The 19,577-nt window shown below is 64.1% G+C and carries 18 protein-coding genes and 1 tRNA gene; 10 read left to right on the top strand and 9 right to left on the bottom strand.

What is annotated here, in order from left to right; translation table 11 throughout:
* Both ASB57_RS19925 and argH read right to left on the bottom strand, forming a co-directional pair.
* Nucleotides 1-966: a tripartite tricarboxylate transporter substrate binding protein gene (locus tag ASB57_RS19925; RefSeq protein ID WP_156414215.1), complete on the bottom strand. Its 966-nt coding sequence runs from the start codon at nucleotides 964-966 to the stop codon at nucleotides 1-3.
* Nucleotides 967-1,077: 111 nt separating this feature from the next.
* The gene (gene argH, locus ASB57_RS19920) at nucleotides 1,078-2,586 is read right to left on the bottom strand and encodes an argininosuccinate lyase (protein WP_057653787.1); all 1,509 of its coding nucleotides are present in this window, start codon (nucleotides 2,584-2,586) and stop codon (nucleotides 1,078-1,080) included.
* A gap of 132 nt (nucleotides 2,587-2,718) precedes the next feature.
* Here argH and ASB57_RS19915 point away from each other — a divergent pair, with 132 nt between their 5' ends.
* From ASB57_RS19915 to ASB57_RS19890, 6 genes are all read left to right on the top strand, one after another.
* Nucleotides 2,719-3,597: a LysR family transcriptional regulator gene (locus tag ASB57_RS19915; protein WP_057653786.1), complete on the top strand. Its 879-nt coding sequence runs from the start codon at nucleotides 2,719-2,721 to the stop codon at nucleotides 3,595-3,597.
* 150 nt (nucleotides 3,598-3,747) lie between these two features.
* The gene (locus ASB57_RS19910; RefSeq protein WP_369822877.1) at nucleotides 3,748-5,577 is read left to right on the top strand and encodes a dipeptide ABC transporter ATP-binding protein; all 1,830 of its coding nucleotides are present in this window, start codon (nucleotides 3,748-3,750) and stop codon (nucleotides 5,575-5,577) included.
* A 55-nt stretch (nucleotides 5,578-5,632) separates the two neighbouring features.
* Entirely contained in the window at nucleotides 5,633-7,156 is a 1,524-nt protein-coding gene (locus ASB57_RS19905; RefSeq protein WP_057653785.1) for an ABC transporter substrate-binding protein, read from the top strand.
* Nucleotides 7,157-7,172: 16 nt separating this feature from the next.
* A complete protein-coding gene (locus ASB57_RS19900) occupies nucleotides 7,173-8,096 on the top strand; it encodes an ABC transporter permease (RefSeq protein WP_057653784.1) in 924 nt (307 codons plus the stop codon).
* 6 nt (nucleotides 8,097-8,102) lie between these two features.
* On the top strand, nucleotides 8,103-8,969 hold the full coding sequence (locus tag ASB57_RS19895) for an ABC transporter permease (RefSeq protein ID WP_057653783.1): 867 nt from the start codon (nucleotides 8,103-8,105) through the stop codon (nucleotides 8,967-8,969).
* A gap of 2 nt (nucleotides 8,970-8,971) precedes the next feature.
* Nucleotides 8,972-10,735, top strand: coding sequence for a peptidase M14 (locus ASB57_RS19890; RefSeq protein WP_057653782.1), 1,764 nt, complete (start codon nucleotides 8,972-8,974; stop codon nucleotides 10,733-10,735).
* Nucleotides 10,736-10,796: 61 nt separating this feature from the next.
* Here ASB57_RS19890 and ASB57_RS19885 read toward each other — a convergent pair whose 3' ends face one another.
* The gene (locus tag ASB57_RS19885; protein ID WP_057653781.1) at nucleotides 10,797-11,609 is read right to left on the bottom strand and encodes a hypothetical protein; all 813 of its coding nucleotides are present in this window, start codon (nucleotides 11,607-11,609) and stop codon (nucleotides 10,797-10,799) included.
* 317 nt (nucleotides 11,610-11,926) lie between these two features.
* On the opposite strand from ASB57_RS19885, the gene ASB57_RS19880 reads away from it, so the two are divergent.
* Nucleotides 11,927-12,017, top strand: a tRNA-Ser gene (locus ASB57_RS19880).
* A 101-nt stretch (nucleotides 12,018-12,118) separates the two neighbouring features.
* Here ASB57_RS19880 and ASB57_RS19875 read toward each other — a convergent pair.
* The gene (locus tag ASB57_RS19875) at nucleotides 12,119-13,408 is read right to left on the bottom strand and encodes a GAF domain-containing sensor histidine kinase (RefSeq protein WP_082621728.1); all 1,290 of its coding nucleotides are present in this window, start codon (nucleotides 13,406-13,408) and stop codon (nucleotides 12,119-12,121) included.
* A 226-nt stretch (nucleotides 13,409-13,634) separates the two neighbouring features.
* Between ASB57_RS19875 and ASB57_RS31890 the strand changes: the two genes are divergently transcribed.
* From ASB57_RS31890 to ASB57_RS19865, 3 genes are all read left to right on the top strand, one after another.
* On the top strand, nucleotides 13,635-13,691 hold the full coding sequence (locus ASB57_RS31890) for a hypothetical protein (protein ID WP_369822876.1): 57 nt from the start codon (nucleotides 13,635-13,637) through the stop codon (nucleotides 13,689-13,691).
* On the top strand, nucleotides 13,682-13,996 hold the full coding sequence (locus tag ASB57_RS31885) for a DUF1232 domain-containing protein (RefSeq protein ID WP_369822875.1): 315 nt from the start codon (nucleotides 13,682-13,684) through the stop codon (nucleotides 13,994-13,996). The genes ASB57_RS31890 and ASB57_RS31885 overlap by 10 nt, the downstream gene beginning before the upstream one ends.
* Before the next feature lie 178 nt (nucleotides 13,997-14,174).
* On the top strand, nucleotides 14,175-14,498 hold the full coding sequence (locus ASB57_RS19865) for a DUF4148 domain-containing protein (protein ID WP_057653780.1): 324 nt from the start codon (nucleotides 14,175-14,177) through the stop codon (nucleotides 14,496-14,498).
* Nucleotides 14,499-14,672: 174 nt separating this feature from the next.
* On the opposite strand, the gene ASB57_RS19860 is transcribed toward ASB57_RS19865, so the two are convergent.
* The 5 genes from ASB57_RS19860 to ASB57_RS19840 are packed head-to-tail and all read right to left on the bottom strand — an operon-like array spanning nucleotide 14,673 to nucleotide 19,489.
* The gene (locus tag ASB57_RS19860; protein WP_057653779.1) at nucleotides 14,673-15,437 is read right to left on the bottom strand and encodes a GntR family transcriptional regulator; all 765 of its coding nucleotides are present in this window, start codon (nucleotides 15,435-15,437) and stop codon (nucleotides 14,673-14,675) included.
* Entirely contained in the window at nucleotides 15,424-16,725 is a 1,302-nt protein-coding gene (locus ASB57_RS19855) for a Zn-dependent hydrolase (protein WP_231755201.1), read from the bottom strand. The genes ASB57_RS19860 and ASB57_RS19855 overlap by 14 nt, the downstream gene beginning before the upstream one ends.
* Nucleotides 16,715-17,548 (bottom strand): ABC transporter permease, encoded by an 834-nt coding sequence (locus ASB57_RS19850; protein WP_057653777.1) that lies wholly within the window; start codon nucleotides 17,546-17,548, stop codon nucleotides 16,715-16,717. Before ASB57_RS19850 ends, ASB57_RS19855 begins: the two co-directional genes overlap by 11 nt.
* Nucleotides 17,541-18,422: an ABC transporter permease gene (locus ASB57_RS19845; RefSeq protein ID WP_082621727.1), complete on the bottom strand. Its 882-nt coding sequence runs from the start codon at nucleotides 18,420-18,422 to the stop codon at nucleotides 17,541-17,543. The genes ASB57_RS19850 and ASB57_RS19845 overlap by 8 nt, the downstream gene beginning before the upstream one ends.
* Nucleotides 18,419-19,489 carry an ABC transporter ATP-binding protein gene (locus ASB57_RS19840; RefSeq protein WP_057653776.1) on the bottom strand — a complete coding sequence of 357 codons (1,071 nt, stop codon included), beginning with the start codon at nucleotides 19,487-19,489 and terminating at the stop codon, nucleotides 18,419-18,421. Before ASB57_RS19840 ends, ASB57_RS19845 begins: the two co-directional genes overlap by 4 nt.
* Between the last annotated feature and the right edge of the window lie 88 nt (nucleotides 19,490-19,577).

Here is a 19,577-nt window from a genome sequence, read left to right as displayed (position 1 = left end):
TCAATCCGCCAGTTTTGCTTCCTTGATCACCGCCGACCAGCGTTGGGCATCGGCGTCGATCAGGGTGGAAAACTGAGCGGGTGTGCCCTGGATGGCTTCAGCGCCTTGCTCGGCCAGCATATGCTTCATGGCCGGGGTAGCGACCACGTCGCGCAGTTCGCGGGACAGGCGGTCGACCAGTTCGGCTGGCATGCCGGCGGGGCCCATCAGGCCGAACCAGGATTCCACCACGCAGTCGCAGGCGCCGGCTTCCTTCATGGTGGGGACGTCGGCAAGCATGGCTGTACGCTGCTGGCCGGCGATGCCCAAGCCCTTGAGCTTGCCTTCCTTCACCTGCGCCGCCACGCCGGGCACATTGGCGAACAGGATCTGCACGCGTCCGCCGAGCAGGTCGACCATGGCGGGGCCCACCCCTTTGTATGGGACATGGGTGAACTGCGTGCCCGTCTTCAGCATGAACAGTTCGCCGACCATCTGGTTGACCGAGCCTATGCCCGCCGATGCCATGCTCAGTTCACCAGGGTGGGCTTTCGCGTAGGCAATGAGTTCGGCCAGGTTCGACACCGGCAGGTCAGGCGCGGTGACGAGAATATTGGGCAGGCTGGCGAACTCGCCGATCGGGGAGAACGCCTTCTTGGGGTCGAAACGTAGCTGCTTGGTCAGGTACGGCAGGATGGACTGCGCGCCCATCGTCGCCAACAGCAGGGTGTAGCCGTCGGGCGCCGCGTTCGCCACCAGCTCCGCGCCGATCAGGCCGCCGGCGCCCGCGCGGTTCTCGACGATGACCTGCTGGCCCAGGCGCTGCGACAGGTTGTCGGCCAGCAGCCGGCCCATCAGGTTGACGCTGCCGCCGGGGGCGAAGGGCACGATCAGACGGATCGGCTTGCTGGGATAGGACTCCGCCGCGGAGGCGGCCAGGGGCAGTGCCAGCACCGCGCCCAGGATAAGTCGACGAATGATTTTCATGATGGAATTCCCCTTGGAATGTTTGGCATCCATCCGCAAGGCGCAACGCGCGATGCGTGGATGCTCTGCCTTCAGCGCTTGCTTCCGTGCTTTGCGTTCAGTGCCTTACCTTCAGTGCCTTGCCGCCGCCAGTTCCTGCGTCTGGCGCTTGAGAGTCTGCGCCGCGTCGCTCAGGCGGCTGCGATAGCTGTGCGTCTCTTCAAGAATACGATCGCGGGCTTGCGCTTGCCGTTGCACGCTTTCAAGCACGCGGGCGTGCGCCGGGCCGCCCAGTATCTTGCGCGAGGCCACGTTGCGGGCAGGATCCAGGCAGTCCGCAACGGTGCTGGCGGTCAGTCCGGCGGGGCGGCCCAGTTCTTCCTCGGACGCGGCATCGATCAGGGCCGTGTCGATACGATCGGCCTGTATGCCGGCGTCCAGCGCGCGCCGCACCACCGCGCCGACGACGTGATGCGCGTCACGGAAGGACATGCCCGCTTCGCGCACTAGCGCATCGGCCAGGTCGGTGGCGGTGGAGAAGTTGCCGCGCGTCTGCTGCAGCATGTTTTCCGTGCGCGGCTGGGCCCGGTCCACGATGAGGCGCAGCAGGGCCACGCAACGTTGCGATTCGTCCAGCGCTTCGTAGAAGCTGCGCATGCTCTCGCGGCTGCTGTCGGCGGTATGGGTGAAGTTGGTGCCCTTGACGGTGGCCATGGCCGCCGTCAACAGGCCCACCATGTGGCCGGCCTTGCCCTTGAGATATTCAAGCACCGCGGGGTTCTTCTTCTGCGGCATGATGCTTGACGTGCTGGCCACGCTGTCAGGGAATTCGATCAGGCCGAACTCGGGGGTCGACCACACATAGTAGTCTTGGGCGACCCGGCTCCAGGTGACCGCGGTGATGGCGATGGACGACATCAGCTCCAGGCCGTAGTCGCGCGACGCCACCGCGTCCAGCGCGTTCGGGACGGGCGCGGCAAAGCCCAGCCATGCGGCCGTGGCCTGGCGGTCGATGGAGAAGGCGGTGCCGGCCAGCGCGCCGGCGCCCAGGGGGCAGGCATCCAGACGGCGCAGGCCCAGGTTCAGGCGGTCGATGTCGCGCAGCAGGGTGTCGGCGACGGCGGTCAGGTAGTAGCCGTACGTGATGGGCTGGGCCGGTTGCAGGTGCGTGTAGCCGGGCATGACCACGTCGGCGTAATCGCTGGCCCGCGCCAAGGCGGCTGCGTGCACGGCGGCCAGCGCGTCGATGAGGTCGAGCACCTTGGTCCGGGTCTTCATGCGATCGACGGTGGCGCCCATGTCGTTGCGGCTGCGCGCCATGTGCAGGCGGCCGCCGGCATCGCGGCCCGCGATTTCCATCAGGCGCGCTTCGTAATTGAAATAGGCTTCCTCGCGGCCGGCATCCAGTTCGACGGCGTCCGGGCCTTCCTCTTCCATGCGCACCAAGGCCTGGGCGAGCGTCGCGGCCGTGGCCGTGTCCATCAAGCCCGTGTCGTGCAGCATCAGCAGGTGCGCCTGATTGATGCTCGTCAGGTAGGCGAAGTTGGCGTGAAACTCGCGGCTTAGGCGCGGCACGAAAATGAATTCGCGCACCTCGGGTGCGATGGCCTCCTTGAGGCGCCGGCTGACTTTGGATTCCATCTCTGTAGCTCCGTGAAAACGTATGCTGGCCAGTATGAAAATGCCCCCCTATATCGTCAAATCAGTTATCTTGGCGCGTCGATACGTTTTTGATATGGGCTTGGCAACAGGCGTTTCCGGAGGCGGCAGGGCATGAACTTCAAGCAGATCGAAACCTTCCGCGCGGTCATGCTGACGCGCTCCATGACGCTCGCAGCCAGCCAGTTGCACACCTCGCAGCCCAACGTCACGCGCGTCATCTCCCAGCTGGAAAAGGAAGTGGGCTTCGCGCTATTCGAGCGGGTGGCCGGGCGCATCACGCCGACGGTCGAGGCCGAGTCCCTGCTGGTCGAAGTGGAGCGCGCGTTCGTGGGGCTGGAAAGCCTGTCCGATTCGGCCAGGTCGATCAAGCAATCCGGCACCGGCAGCCTGCGGGTCGGGGCGGTGTCCTCGATCGCCATGAGCATCATTCCCGAGGCCATGCGCCTGTTCACCGAGCGCTACCCCACGGTGCCGGTGGTGATCCATACCAGCGGATCATCCGCGGTCGCGAAGTGGACGGCATTGCGCTACTGCGAGGTGGGCCTGGTGTCCTTCCTGTCCGACATTCCCGGCATCGAAGCGACGCCTTTGCGCAGGGAGCGGGGCGTCTGCGTGGTGCCCGGCAATCATCGCCTGGCGCGCAAGCGCCTGATACGGGCGGCGGACCTGGCGGGGGAGCGCTTCATTTCCCTGCCCCAGGGCAGTTCGACGCGCCTGGCCACCGATGCGGCTTTCGAAACCGACGAGCGCCAGCTGATGATGGAAACCCCCTACGCCACGACGATCTGCCGCATGGTCGGCCTGGGGCTGGGGGTAGGCATCGTCAATCCCATCGTCAGCCGCAGCATGAAGATCCCGGGGACCAAGGCCATTGCGTTCGAGCCGGCCATCGAGTTCAGCAGCTACGTGCTGCGGCCGACGAACACGCCCGGCACGCGGCTGGCGAAGGCCTTCCTGGAGTGCGTGGACCAGGCGTGGCCGGTTGAATAGCGGGGGCGTCAGGTCTCCGGCGGCGGGGGAAGCAGCCTAAGGGTTTGTACGGATGTGCCGCCGGCGCGCGTCCGTCGAGAATCAGTCGATTCACATTTGCTTATTACCTCCTTGCCTACCCGCAACACCCCCCCGCCTTCCGCCGACGTCCTGCTGTCGCTGCGCGGGGTCACCGTGGATTTCTCCACCGACGCCGGCCCCGTGCGCGCCGTTGACAGCCTGGATTTCGAAGTGCGCCCTGGCCAGACCCTGGCCATCGTGGGCGAGTCCGGTTCGGGCAAATCCGTGACATCCCTGGCCATCATGGGCCTTACCCGCTACACGGGCGGGCGCGTCAGCGCCGGCAGCATCGTGTTGCGCGACAAGGCCGGCCAGGCGGTGGATCTGACGCAGGCGTCCGAAGACCAGATGCGGGCCCTGCGCGGCAACGATATCGCCATGATCTTCCAGGAGCCGATGACGTCGCTGAACCCGGTCTATACGGTGGGCGATCAGATCCAGGAAGCCATCGTCCTGCATCAGCGGCTGACGCCGGCGGCCGCGCGCAAGGCCGCGCGCGCCTTGCTGGAAAAAGTGCGGCTGCCGGACGCCGAGCAGATGCTCGACCGCTATCCGCATCAGTTGTCGGGCGGCATGCGCCAGCGCGTCATGATCGCCATGGCGCTGTCCTGTCAGCCGCGCCTGTTGATCGCCGACGAGCCGACGACCGCGCTGGACGTGACCATCCAGGCGCAGATCCTCAACATCATCCGCGAGTTGCAGCGCGATCTGGGCACGGCCGTGGTCTTCATCACGCACGATATGGGCGTGGTGGCGGAAATGGCCGACGAGGTGGTGGTCATGCTGCGCGGGAGGAAAGTGGAGCAGGGGCCGGTCAAACAGATCTTCGAGGCGCCGCGCCACGCCTATACGCGCGCCTTGCTGGCGGCCGTGCCGCGGCTGGGCAGCATGGCCGGCACCGATCTGCCGCGCCGCACGCAGCAGATCGTCCTGGAAGAGGGTGGGCAGGCCGACGCGTCCTTGCGCCAGGTGGGCACGGCCTATGACGTGGATACGGCGGACTACCGCGAGCCTCTGCTCAGCGTGCGCGGCCTGACCACGCGCTTCGACGCCAGGCGCGGCTTGCTCGGCCGCGCCACGCATCGCATCCACGCGGTGGAAGGCGTCAGCTTCGATCTCTATCCCGGTGAAACGCTGGCGCTGGTGGGGGAGTCGGGCAGCGGCAAGTCGACCATAGGCAAGACCCTGCAGCAGCTGGTGGCGCCGACCTCGGGCGAAGTGCGCTTCGAGGGGCGCGACATCTTTTCGATGAACCGGGCGGACAGCCAGCGGCTGCGCCAGGAAATCCAGTACATCTTCCAGGACCCCTATGCGTCGCTGGATCCGCGCAAGACCGTGGGATTCAGCATCGCCGAACCCATCGTCACGCACCGCCTTCTGAACGGCCAGGCCGCCATCCAGCGGCGGGTTGCCGAACTGCTGGAACACGTGGGCTTGTCCGCCGCGCATGCGCAGCGCTATCCGCATGAGTTTTCCGGCGGCCAGCGGCAACGCGTGTGCATCGCGCGGGCGCTCGCCTGCAAGCCCAGGCTGATCATTGCCGATGAATCGGTGTCGGCCCTGGATGTGTCCATCCAGGCGCAGATCCTGAACCTGCTGATGGACCTGCAGAAGGAACATGGCCTGTCCTATCTGTTCATCACCCACGACATGGCGGTGGTTGAGCGGGTGAGCCATCGGGTAGCGGTAATGTATCTTGGGCAGATCGTCGAGCTGGGCACGCGGCGCCGTATTTTCGAATCGCCGCGCCATGCCTACACGCGCAAGTTGCTGGCCGCCGTGCCGGTGGCCGAGCCGGGCCGGCATATCGACACCAACCTGGTGTCAGGCGAAATCCCCAGTCCGCTGCGCCGTGTCGGCGACGAGCCGGCCATCTTGATGTTGGACGAAGTCGAGCCGGGCCATCTGGTGGCCCGTTGATGCCTTTCTGATTTTCGGCGTTCGCGCTGTATTGATTCTGTCCTTGGAGGCAACCATGTATTCCCTGAAGAAAACCGCCGCCGCTTTGAGCGCGGCCTTGGCCCTCGGCGTCTTGCCCGTGGCCGGCGCGCAGGCGGCCGGCACCCTGACGGTGGCCATCACGCAGGATGCGGGCAGCTGGGACCCCATCGACACCTTCGTGACGTGGTGGGGCTCGGTCGGCAGCAATATCTATGACGGCCTGACGATGCGCGGCGCCGACATGAAGCTGCAACCGGCGCTGGCGACCAGCTGGGAATTCCTCGACAACAATGCGCGCATCCGCTTCAAGCTGCGCGAAGGCGTCAAGTTCCACGATGGTGAGCCTTTCGACGCCAATGCCGTGAAGTTCACCTTCGACCGCCTGCTGGGCCAGGAAGGCGCCAAGGGACCGCAGCGCTCCAACTACACGTCCATCGACAAGGTGGAAGTGGTCGACGCGCATACGGTCGACTTCTTCATGAAGCGCCCCGATCCCGTGCTGTTGACCAAGCTGGCCGGCTATGGCGCGATGATCGTGCCGCCGAAGTACATCCAGGAAAAGGGCGACGCCTATTTCAACGAACATCCGGTCGGCACCGGTCCGTTCAAGTTCGTCGACTACAAGCCCAAGGTCAGCCTGACCCTGGCCCGTAACGATGACTACTGGGGCGGCAAGCCCAAACTGGACCAGGTGGTGTACCGCTTCATCGCCGAGCCGGCGACGCAGGTGGCGGAGCTGCAGGCCGGCCGCGTGGATATCGCCACGGTGATCCCGCTGAACCTGGTCGCCACCATCGATAAATCGGCCAACGCCCATGTGGTCAGCACCAGCGGCCCGGTCACCATCGTGGTGCGCTTCGATACCGCGCATGGCATCACCGCCAAGCCTGAAGTGCGCCGCGCGTTGACCATGGCGGTGGATCGCGACGCCATCATCAAACAGTTGCTGATGGGCAAGGCCAAGCCTATCGCCAGCTTCCAGGGCGATCTGTCCTTCGGCTACGACCCCGCGCTGAAGCCTTTTCCCTTCAATCCCGCCGAAGCGAAGAAGCTGTTGGCCGCGGCGGGTGTCAAGCCGGGCGAGAGCATCCAGCTGGATGTGCGCGGCAGCGATTCGCAGTTCCGTGAAGTGGCGCAGGCCATGGCCGCCTATATGCAGGCCGTCGGCGTCAAGGTCACCATCAAGCCGTATGAGACGCCGGTGCTGATCAACGACATCATCCCGCAGGGCAAGACCGGCGCGATGTGGCAGAACCAGTGGGGTGGCTGGACGTATGACTACGACAACACCGCGTATCTGATGTATCACACCGGCGAGAAATGGAATCCGTACGACAAGGATGCCAAGCTGGACGCGATGCTGGAGTCGCAGCGCAATACCTACGACGTCGAGGAGCGGCGCAAGACGCTGCGCGCCGTGGCGGCGTATGTGGCGGACCAGGCCCTGGACCTGCCGATGTACGCGCTGGACACGGTGGTCGGCGTGAACAAACGGGTCAAGGACGCGGATATTCCGGGGGATATCCGATTCCGCTTCGTCAACACCAGCGTGGAATGATCCGGACGTATCTCCCATGATCGGTTTTATCGTTAAGCGCGTCCTGCAAGCCGTATTTGTCGTGCTGGCCGTGACCCTGCTGGTTTCTTATGCGGTGCGCCTGACCGGCGATCCGGCGGTGATGCTGAGCCAGGGCGCGGGCAGTGTCACCGAGCAGGACCTGCAGAACATCCGCGCCGGGCTTGGTCTGGACCGGCCCTTCGCCGTGCAGTACCTGTCCTATATGGGCGGTTTGCTGCATGGCGATTTCGGCCGCAGCTTCGCCGGCGGGACGTCCGTGGGACGCCTGATCGGCGATGCCTTGCCCGCGACCCTGATGCTGGCCTTCGTGTCATTGGCCTTGTCCATCCTGATCTCCGTGCCGCTGGGCATACGGGCGGCGGTGCACAAGGGCAAGGCCAGCGACCAGGCTATCCGCATCCTGTCGCTGGTGGGGCTGTCCTTTCCCAATTTCTGGCTGGCCTTGATGCTGGTGCTGCTGTTGTCCATCACCTTTCCCCTGTTGCCGCCGTCGGGGTGGGATGGGCCGATCAGCCTGGTGATGCCGGCGCTGACCATGGCCATCATCCTTAGCGCCACCAATGTGCGGCTGGTGCGCACGACCATGCTGGAGACGCTGTCGGCGCAGTACATCATGGTGGCGCGCAGCAAGGGGCTGAAGGAACGCGTGGTGCTGTACAAGCACGCGCTGCGCAACTGTGCCATTCCGCTCATCACCTATATGGGCCTGCAATTCGGTGGCTTGATAGGCGGCATCGTGGTGATCGAGAAAGTTTTCAACTGGCCCGGGATGGGCACCCTGGCGTTCGATGCCATCGCGTCGCGCGATTACCCTGTGCTGCAGGGGGCGGTCACCGTGCTGGCGCTGGTGATTGTGGTGGTCAACCTGTTGGTCGACATTGCCTATGGCATCGTCGATCCCCGCATCCGTACGCGTTGAGGCGACATGCAGACGACTCTTCCCAATGAAGCCGCGCGCCGTGCCGCGGCGCGCCGCCGTTTCCGTTCCCTGGAGTTCGTGCTGGGCGTGGTGCTGACCAGCGTCATGGTGCTGGCGGTGCTGTTGTCCGGCTGGCTGTTTCCCGATGGCGGCGAAGGCATGGACCTGGGCGCGCGCCTGATCGCGCCGTTCCAGTCGTGGGGGCATGTGTTCGGTACCGATCCCCTGGGCCGCGACGTGTTGGCGCGCGTGGTCGTGGGCGGACAGATTTCGCTGACGGCGGGGTTTTTCTCGGTATTGTTCGGGGCCCTGCTGGGCACCGTCATGGGCCTGGTGTCGGGTTACTACCGCGGCGTGTGGGACATCATCGTGATGCGCTTCGCCGATGTGCAGCTGGCCTTGCCCTTCATCCTGGTGGCGATCACCTTTATCTCCATCCTGGGCGGCGGCCTGTTCAACGTGATCTTCTTCATGGTGATCTCGCAGTGGGTGCAGTACGCGCGGCTGGTACGGGCCCAGGTGCTGGCCTTGCGCGAGCGCGAGTTCGTGCAGGCGGCGCGGGCGTTCGGCGTGCGGGACCTGGCGATGCTGCGGCACCACATCGTGCCGAATCTGCTGGGGCCCCTGATCATTCTGATGGCCTTGAACGTGGCCAACAATATCCTGCTGGAAAGCAGTTTGACCTTCTTAGGTTTGGGGGTAGATCCCACCATTCCCAGCTGGGGCGGTATGCTGGCCGACGGACGCACCTATCTGCAGACCGCGTGGTGGGTCAGCGTGTTTCCTGGCCTGGCCATCATGTTGACCGTGCTGGGTTTGAATCTGCTGGGTGACTGGCTGCGCGATCGCCTCGATCCCATGGGCAAGGTGTAGATATGGCGATACTGCTGGAACAGACTTTCGAGCGTACGTTGGACGCCTGGGTGCGGGAGTTTTCCGAGCCTGCCTATCGGGGCGCGCACGTACAGGCGTGGTTGTTCGAAGGGGCCGCGGCGCGGCGCTCGGCGGAGCTGCGTCTGGAGCAAGCGGGCGTGCAGGCGCGTTTCTATAGCGCTTACAAGCCGCTGGTGCACTTCTTCCTGGATGAGGTCGAGGTGAACGGGCTGGCTGGTGTCACCGTGCGCTATCCGGTGCATACCGCGGCGCTACGGCGCCGGTTCACCCTGGAGGCCTATCCGCTGGTCGGCATGCTGGACACCATCGAGGTCACCTTCGAGCCGGGTGGCCCCCAGCTGGAGTACGCCATCGAGCTGCGCTACGCCACGGCCCGCACCGAACAGAAGAAAGTTTTCGCGCCCAACCATGTCGTGACGGATCATGCCGGTGTGGTCAACCTGACGCCGACGGGGTGGGTGAGGGTGGAGGGGGCGGACGGCAAGCTTTTGCTGGACGAGGCGCGGCCGACGGAGTACTCGCTGATGCATGACGCGATACTGCGCGTCGTCGGCGGTCATCCCTGGGGTGACAGCGAGCCCTATTTCGACCGGCTTGAGGTTGACGTGGATATGCCGGGGATCGAGCGCGATACGGGCTACGAGGACGAGGTCATCAGCACCTTCGAGGCCATGCACGAAGAGATCTACTTCGGCCTGCTGGAGATATTCCAGCGCCATTCAGGGCGGCCGTTGGGCAATCGCGGCTTGCAGCCGGGGCAGATCGTGCCGAACGTCCGGCAGAGCGAGCGCGAGATCAAGCTGCGCATCGCCACCGAGGCGTTCGAACCGGTGAAGGACGTCGTGGCGCGGTCCCTGGGTACGCCGCTGTCGGAGGTTAACGGGCCCTTGTCGCCCGAGCGTATCGCGCATGAGATGCACGTCGTGGGCGGCGAGCCTTTCAGCGTGCCGACGCGGCAAGGGCGTGCCGTGTTGGGCAGCTATGTGCGCGGTGCCGAGCCGGCCGTGGTGATTTCCGGCGGTCAGCATGCGAATGAGGCGTCCGGCGTGGTCGGTGCGCTGGCGGCCGCGCATGTGTTGAAGTCGCGGCTGGATTCGCACTTCGTGTTGATCGGGCTGGAGAATCCGGATGGCTATGCGCTGTTCGGGCAGCTCTGTCAGAGTAATCCGCGGCATATGCATCATGCGGCCCGCTATACCGCCTTGGGCGACGATCTGGCTTATCGCGAGAAGGCGCCGTATTACGAGCTGGAGGCGCGCTTCAAGGCCTATGAGGTCAGCGGCGCGCAGTTGCACATCAGCCTCCATGGCTATCCCGCCCATGAATGGACGCGGCCTCTGTCGGGTTATCTGCCGCGCAATTTCGAGTTGTGGACCGTGCCCAAGGGTTTTTTCCTGGTCTTGCGGCATCAGGCGGGTTGGGGTGCCAAGGCGCGCGCGCTGATGGAGAACATCACCGTGCGGTTGGCGCGGGAGCATCCGGAGCTGATTCGTTTCAATGCCCGCCAGGTGGCGCTTTTCCAGGCGCATGCGCAGGAGCGCGGGTTCGACATGATGAACGGCATTCCGGTGCAGATCACCGAGTCGGCGGGCGAGCGGGTGCCGCTGATGTTGATCAGCGAGTTTCCGGACGAGACGGTCTACGGAGACCGGTTCCGGTTTGCGCAGGTGGTGCAGACCGCGACGGTGCTGGCGGCCGTGGATGGGTATTTGAACTGTGTGACGCGGAGTGGGGCGGGGAAGTAGCTGCTGTCGCGGGCGCATGCATGGTTTCGACTGTTGCTACGTGCATTGAGCGGGGGGGCGGTCAGCTTGTAGTGCTGTCGTCGTCGTGCAGGCCGTGGGCCGCGCCTACGCCCAGGCCCATCCCCATGCCCATTCCGGCGCCGCCACCGCCACCTCCTCCACCTGCTCCGCCGCCTGCGTTCGAGCCTCCGCCGCCGCCGTCCTTGCCGCTGTCTTTGCCTTTCGCGCCGGCGGCCGAGGGGCGGGCGGGGCCTTGTTCTGGAATGATCACGTTCGCGGGGATGGGGGCCAGGTCCAGCACCTTGCGGATGAAGTTGCGCAGCGATATCACCAGGTCAGCGGTATGGACGGGCCGGCCCTGGGCCATCTCGGTGGCGGCGTGCGCGGCCATCCGGACTTGTTCTTCGGTGCCGAGCAGAATGATGTCCGAGAGCGCGGCCTCGACCGCGTCACGGATGCGGCGGCGGCGTTCGGATGAGGTGATGGGGTCGGTGGTGGTCAGGTCCGTGGCGGGGAGGGTAGGCGAGGCTAGTGTTTGGACTGGTTCTGTCGTTGTCCCGCTGGAAGCGGTGCCTGGATTCGAGGCGGCGCCCGGCGCCGTGCCGCTCGCCGGGCCGCCTTTCGCGCCGGGCCTGAGGTCACGCAGGTGTGTCGGATCGACGAGCAAGCTACCCGTGAATGAGCCGCCTAGCGTCTTGTAGGCGGCGATGAGCGTCCGCAGGCGTTCATTGACCTGGCGGTTTTCGCGTTGACGGCGCTGCTGGATGGTCTGCATCACGATCAGGCGGATGCCGACGCCGATCAGGGTGAAGACGGCGAGTCCCAGCAGGGTGGAGAGCAGGGCTTGCCAGGAACTGAAGTCCAGATTGCGCATCGTTGGGGTCCTTGAATAGGGCGGTCCGATCTGGGTGTCCGGGTAACGCCATGGCGCGGGAAGGCAAACGGTATACCTGGCGGCGAGGCTGGACCAGCGGTGCTGGGAGAATCAGATTCTGAATGTGTTGTGAGGCCCCATGGGCCGGTCTGCCGACCGGCTCATCGCGGCGCGCCTCGTCCCGGCGAGGGGATGTAGAGGGGCTACTTAGGAAAATAGGGACGCGGGGCGTGTCACCAGCACGGTTCATTTGAATCTGCTAGAATCGCGGATTGCCGTTTTTCGTATCGGGTTCACCCGGCCGAAATCCCGGATCAGGACAGGTGGCCGAGCGGTTGAAGGCGCACGCCTGGAAAGCGTGTATACGTCAAAAGCGTATCGGGGGTTCGAATCCCCCTCTGTCCGCCAAGAATATTGCTCAGTTTGCCCCGCATTGCCCCAAGGCCCGCATGAACATTCGTTCTGCGGGCTTTTTGTTTGCCTTGTGCTGTCTTCATTGCCCCCGGGGGTTAAGACGCGCCCGCTATCCGCGGGACCAACTCGTCCCATCGGTTCGGCATCGTGAAGGAGAATACGGTACCGGCAAGTTCGGATTGGGCATGTAGCGTACCGTGGTGCGCCCGCGCAATTTCGTGGCAAATATACAGCCCAAGTCCCAGCCCCTGCCTGCTGGGACGAACCTCGCCGCGGAAGAATGGTTCAAAAAGCTTCGCCAATATCTGCGGCTTGATGGGCTTGCCCTGATTGGAAACGGTGAGGGAAAAGTTTTCGCCTTGCTGACTTATGGACACCTCGATGGGGCGATCGGCGGCACCATGCGTGAGCGCATTACCCAGGAGGTTGGACAGCAGTTGGCCAACTCGCGCGATATCGCAGTAGACCGGTGTAAGGGCAGAAAGCGACAGTGATATGTCGCGCTCAGGATGTGCGGAGCTCAGTTCGTCCACGACGTGCGAGAGATAGACGCCGAGGTCGGGTTCGAGACTGGCGTTGATCGAAATTCCGGCGCCCAGGCGGCCACGGGCAAAGTCGAGAACATCATCGATCAAGCCTGCCATGCGATTCACGCTTTGCTCGATGCGAGAGACGACTCGAAGCATGGCGGGATCCGACGCACGTTTACGCAATATGCCGGCGCCCGCGGCGATGGATCCTAGCGGATTGCGAAGATCATGCCCCAGGACCGCGATGAATTGCTCGCGCAGTTTGGCGTCCTCCCGTTCGACCACCAGTGCCGCTTCGCTCTGCTGAACCCTGACTTCGGAGTCGAGAAGACGGCCAATCAGGTCAGCGAACAGCCGGAACATCTTCAGGATGTGAGGCGTGTTGATTTGCCGGGGATGCGGATCTATCGCGCAAAGCGTCCCGAAAAATTCGTTATTCCCTCTAAAGATCGGCATCGAAATATAGCTTTGGAAGCCATATCTGCGGGGCGTATGGTGATCCCGGAAAAGCGGATCCAATGCGACGTGATCGATTACCACTACCTGCTGGTGCTGGCAGATTTCGTGGCAGATGGTGGATTCGAGTTCAAGTTCGCCGCCCGCGGCCAGGCCGAAAGCGATGTCATCCCTGACCTGGCAGGCGATCCACTGCTTGGAGGTCACTCTGGCCACCGCAGCGAATCCCATCCCGGTGGCTTGGCAAACCACGTCCAAAATATTTGGGACGGCATCCAGGCGGGACACCAGGTCCACATCGGCGTGGATGGCCGCTGCTTCCTTGTCGATGACAAGTCTTTCTGAAGGGGGCACGATTCGTTGGGGCCGGGACGTGGAGATGCCAGCATCTTGCCACATGATTGCCTTGTTACTGGCCTGGCGGTTGCCCGATGGGTGCGGGTGCGGTTCTGAATGGCAGGAGGGCGGGTTGAATAGACTTTATCGGTGGCTACAATTCCGGGTTGGCCTAGTCATTTATCTATAGCAATGAGCATTCGAGACAAGCCGACCGCCTGGGCCCGGCGCATCAAGCGCGACGGTCTGACATTGTGGTTCGCGGCGAAGTCGCCTCAAACGCCGTGGTATGCCAAGGCATTGGCCATGTTCACGGTCGCTTATGCGCTTAGCCCGATCGATCTGATCCCGGATTTCAGTCCGGTCCTTGGTTATCTGGACGACGCGCTGCTCCTGCCCGGCCTGATCTGGCTGACCCTGCGCCTTGTGCCTGCGAACGTTCTGTCCGACTGCCGACTGCAAGCCGACCAATGGCTGCAGCAGGGGAAAAAAGAAGCCCCGCAGCGTGTTTGGCGCGGTGATGATCATCGCGCTGTGGCTGGCTTGCGCGATCGCGCTATGGCTGTGGGCGCGCACCTTTTGGTGATTTCTGAGGTCAACTTGCACGCACGCGAGGTCGGCACAGGGCAGCCTCTGCTGATTGGGGTATAGCCACCATATATCGCGCTAATAGCCCCATTGCTTCATTTTTTGGAAAGGTCATTTGGCGAAACTCGGGTTTATCCGTAGTCCTTGCGAGCGCAGAATTCAGTCATCGGGAACAGCAACAGACCTCTCGGAATGACCCGAACCGGTCTGCTCCCACTCAGATAGGACTAGGAGAACTGCCATGAAAACCATCGCCACTTCGTTGATCGTTTCGTTTGCCCTGATTGGCGCCGCTCAAGCGGCCACCCCCCGCGGCGATATCGACAACGTGCCTTTCCAAGGCAACTACGCGCAAGCCGACAACTCGGCCAGCCGCAGCCAGATTCAAGCCGAACTGCAACAAGCCAGGAGCGAAGGCCTGGTTGCTCGGGGTGACCTGAACAACGTGCCGTTCGCCGCCCAAGCTGATTCGAACGTGTCGCGCGCCCAAGTCGCCGCCGACGCCGCGAAGACGCCCGGCGCCACCGCCTTCGGTGATCTGAACAACGTACCGTTCCAAGGCTGATCCGCTGGATCGCTTGATCACGCATCGCAACGTCGCGTGATCGCTACTCGAAAGCTCATGTAAGTCACGGCCCCAGGTTCTACCACCTGGGGCCGTTTCGCGTTAATGTCAGTCAATTCGAACGGCGCACTGCCGCCAGCACGAGGGCCAATACGAAGCCCACTACGAAGCCCACTACGAAGCCGCCAGGGTGTGCGCTTCGCGCTCTTCATCCTGCTGCGCCAACCGCGCAAACGCTTCATCGATCTCAAGGAAGTCGAACTTCTGCCGCCGCAGCGCGAGCAGGGTTTCCAGTTCATCCAGGTGATGGGTCATCAGCTTTTCAGCGCGCGCGCCGTTGCCGTCGAGGATGGCCTGCATGATGCCCTCATGTTCATGCGGACCCGCGCAGTTATGCGACGTGCACTCGTGCAGCGAGGCGGGGGCGAACAGGGAAAAATGCAGGGAAGACCGCTGCATCAAGCCCCGATGCATGTCGACGAGATAAGGATTGCCGGTAAGCTCCACCAGCAGGAAATGAAACTCCGCGGACAACCGGAACGCCAGGCCCCGGTCATCCCGCTGAGCCGCGTCCCGCTCGCGCGCGACATGCTCGGCCAGGCGATTCACCGCCAACACCCGCCGCCGTTGGGCAACCTGCCGCGTCACGCCCAGTTCCAGGATCTTGCGCGCGTCATAGATCGCATGCAGCTCCTCCACGGTGGGAACTGGAATGAACGTGCCGCGATTGGGCACCGCATCCAGCCACTTCTCATGGGTCAAGCGCTGCAGCGCCTTGCGCACCCGCTCGCGGCTGACATTCAGCACTCGTGCAATGGGAGGCTCCTGCAGCTTCAGCCCCGGCCGCAGCAAGCCGGAAAAAATGGCGCGCCGGATCAGGTTGTAGACGGCCTCGTCGGCGTCACTGGTCCCGGACTTGGCTCCTTCAGTGATTGACATCGATATCCTCAACAGCGGCCACCAACAGTTTCAGGCCCTCGGCGAAGTCCGCGATTTCCATGGCCTCGTCGGGATTATGACTGCCATGCTCGTTGCGCACAAAGATCATCGCGGTAGGAACCCCGCTGATGCCGAATACCGCGGAATCATGGCCCGCACCACTGGCCATCTGTAGGTGCTTGATACCAAGCTCGCCAGCCAGCCGGACCAGGCGCTCGCGATGGACAGGCGCGATCGGGCCAGGCAAGGCGTTGGTGTAGGCACCCAGATCGATCCGTACGCCCCGCCGAGTGCCGATTTCCTCGGCCATTTCCCGCAAGGTCCGATCCACCTGCATGAGCAGGTCATTGTCCTGGCTGCGAATGTCCATGGTGAACCAGAGTTCGCCAGGGATCTTCGTCATCGTATGCACCTTCGAGTCCGTGTGGCACTGGCCCACGGTGCAGACCAGGTCCAGCCCGCGCGACTCGTACTCCATCCACATGGCTTCCAGCCGATTGAGAAACTCGGCAGCCGCCAATACGGCGTCCTGCCGGGAGCGTCTAGGCTCCGCGCCAGCGTGGCCATAGCGGCCAATCACATGGCAATGCTTGTAGCGCAGATTTCCCCGGATGCCGGTCACCACGCCCACGGGCGTCTTCTCCTGCACCAGCAAGGGTCCCTGCTCGATGTGCAGCTCAAGAAAGCATTCGATGTCCGCGGCACGCAACTGAGGCTCGCGTCGGCGTATGCGCTCAGGCTCGAAACCGGCTTGCGCCATATGCTGTGCCAGCGTGTGGCCGGTGTCGGGCCGTACGCATTGGTCCAGGGCCTCCGCTTCCAGCAAGCCCCAGGCCGCACGGCTGCCGATGTAGGGCGCCGGAAACCACGAAAGCTCCTCCGCGCGGACACCCATCACCGTGATGTCGTGGCGGGGCACACGACCTGTCCGCCGCCAACGGGCCAGCATGGCCATGCCGGCGACGACGCCGGCGGCGCCATCGTAATTGCCGCCATCCGGCACGGAATCCAGATGCGATCCCGTCATGATGGTTGGCAGATCGCGCTCCGATCCGGGCAAGGTCAGGTAGAGGTTGCCGGCCGCGTCGATCCGTTCCTCCAGTTCCAGGCGCCGGCCCAGGGCACGCATCAGGTCATGGGCCATCTGTTCGCCGTCGCCGTACGACGCCCGGGTCACGCCCAGGGCGCTGCGCGAATTGCTGCGCAAGGTGTCGAACAATTCCGCAGCCAGCGCGGTTTCGGCGTGGAGATCCGCACACAGCGCGGCAGCCATTGACTCAACGGACATAGCGAGACACTCCCAGCACCCGTTCCATGACGAGCGCGAAAACAATGGTGAAGATGATGAGGACGCCGGCGACCGCGGCGGCCCGTACGTCCAGCAGGTTCTCTATCAGGTTCCACAGCCGGATCGGCAGTACTTCACTACGGGCGTCCGACAGGAACAGGGATATCGGCACGTTATCGAAGGAAAACATGAAGGCGATGAAACTTCCCGCGAGCACGGCCGGCAGGGCCAGCGGCAGGGTGATCCGGACAAAGGTCCGCGTGTTGTCCGCGCCCAGACTGCGCGACGCCTCCAGCAGACTCGGGTCGATCTGCGCAAAGCCGATCAAGGCGGTACGGATGATGTAAGGCGTGGAGATCGCCATATGGCCGATGACCAGGCTCCAATACGACAGCGGCACGCCTATGGTCTGCAGCCACACCAGCATCGCCAATCCCAGGCTGATGCCGGGCAGCATCATGGGCGACTGGAAGAACGTTTCCAACGCGCGCGCCCACGCGTTGCGCTGTCTGGACAGGTACAAGGCGGCCAGCGTCGCCATCAGGCCGGCTCCCAGGGTCGCCAATGCGGACACGCGCAAGCTGATGGCGAAAGCATCCCAGATATCGTCAGACGCGCTCCACAGCGCTTCGTACCAGCGCCAGGACAGGTCGCGCGGAGGAAAGCGCAGGGACTCGCCGCCATTGAAGGACGCCGCCAGCGCGATGAAGGTCGGCACCAGCAGCAGGATGACCGCCAACGCCAGCGTGGCGAACGCGGCCAGCCGCCAGGTCGCCGCGTCGACGCGGCGCCGGATGCGGACGCCTATCGTGAATTCAGCCATGGATGTACCCCTGCGATCGCCGGGCCAGTACCGTGCCCGCGAAGATGATGGCGCTCACCGTAATCATCAGGATGACGGCCAGCGCGGCCGCGAATCCCCAGTCCTGCGACAGGATGGACTGCTGATAGATGTACATGGGCATGTACAACAGGCCGCCGCCCCCAAGGATGGTCTGCGAGACGAACGCCCCCACGGCGGATGCGAATACCAGCGCCGCGCCGCCGATCAGCCCCGGGACGCTCAAAGGCAGCAGCACCTGCACGAAGGTGCGCCAATGCCCGGCGCCCAGTGAACGAGAAGCCAGCGCGAGGCTGCCGTCCACGCGCGACAGCACGGTGTACAGGGCCAGGACCATCATGGGCAGTTCGATCTGCGTCAGGCCGATTACCACCGCGGATTCGGTAAAGAGAATGCGGACGGGATGATCGATCCAGCCCAGCCACTGCAGCAGCGTATTGATGGGCCCCTGATTGCCCAAAGTCACCAGCCAGCCGAAGGTGCGCACGATCGCGCTGACCAATAGCGGCAGGATGACGAGCAACAACATGATCGAACGCAGCCGCGGGCCCACGGTCACCATGGCCAGCGCGTAAGGAAAACCCGCCACGATTGTGGCCACGGTGGCATAGGCGCCCAGCCGCAAGGTGCCGAACAACACGCCGTAGGTCATCGGATCGGACAGCGCGCGCGCGAAGTTCGCTGCCGTCAACGCGCCGTCCTGGCCGTGCACGCTCATCACCAGCAGGACGATCTGCGGCGCCAGGACGAAGATGAGGAAATACAGCAGCAGCGGAAGTACCAGCAAGACGTTTGTGTCCAGCCGCGATTTGCGCGTCATGGCGGAGAGGGGCACGGGCATGGCGGCAGTGCTCATGGCAGAAACACCGGGCAGAAGGCCTGGGGATTGATGCGCACTTGCACGCGCGCACCCGCCGGCAAGTGATCCGCGCCGCGCTCGCGGGGCGCGGCAAGCTGTAGTTCGGTGCCATCATCCAGCGTGACGCCAACGCGTGTGCTGGGGCCCATGGGCCTGGCGTAGCGCACCACCGCGGCGGCGCCGTCGTCGCATAGCTCGATCTGTTCCGGGCGCAGGGCGATGCGCGCCGCGCCCGTGCGCCGGCACGGGCCCGCTGACAGGAAGCGCAGCTCCACGCCGCCGGACGTGCGCAATGTCCAATGCTCGCCATCGGTCTTGCCCAGCACGCCGTCCAGGAATGTCGAATTGCCGACGAAGCCGCTGACGAAAGGCGTGCTGGGCGCATCATAGATTTCGCTGGCTGTGCCGAACTGCATCACCTGGCCGGCATTCAGCACGGCGATACGGTCGGCCATGCTCATGGCTTCTTCCTGGTCGTGCGTGACCATGATGGTCGTGATGCCCAACTCGCGCTGGATGCGCAGCAACTCGTGCTGCATTTCCTCGCGCAGATTCTTGTCCAGCGCGCCCAATGGTTCGTCCAGCAGCAGCAGGCGCGGCGAGATGGCCAACGCCCGCGCCAACGCGACCCGCTGCTGCTGGCCGCCGGACAGCTGCCGCGGTAAGCGCTTGCCATAGCCGTCCATGCGTACGACATCCAGCATCTCCTGCACCTTGGGTGCGATGCTGTCCTTGGGCGCGCGATGGGAGCGCAGACCGTAGGCGATGTTGTCGGCCACCGTCATGTGAGGGAACAGGGCGTAGTTCTGGAACACCATGCCGATGCGCCGCGCTTCGGGTGTCAAGGTGGAGATGTCCACGCCATCCAGGCGCACCGCGCCGCCGTTGGCGCGCACGAAGCCGGCGATCACCCGCAGCAGGGTGGTCTTGCCGCAGCCGCTGGGGCCGAGCAAGGCGACGAATTCGCCCGCGTTGATTGCCAGATCGATATGGTCGACAGCGACGGCGTCGCCGTAGCGGACTTGAATGTCGTCGAGGGTAAGGAAGGCGCGGTCGGTCACCATGCGGGGGCGTCCTTTCAGATGACGGGTGAGAAGCAGGTGTCCTGGGTCATGCAATATCCATGCCATTTTTTGCGCCTGCCTCTGCCCT

It is taken from the genome of Bordetella sp. N, assembly GCF_001433395.1.
Classification (GTDB): Bacteria; Pseudomonadota; Gammaproteobacteria; order Burkholderiales; family Burkholderiaceae_B; genus Bordetella_C.
The sequence above is the reverse complement of the archived record's forward strand: the minus strand, read 5'-3'. Positions and strand labels throughout refer to the sequence as shown.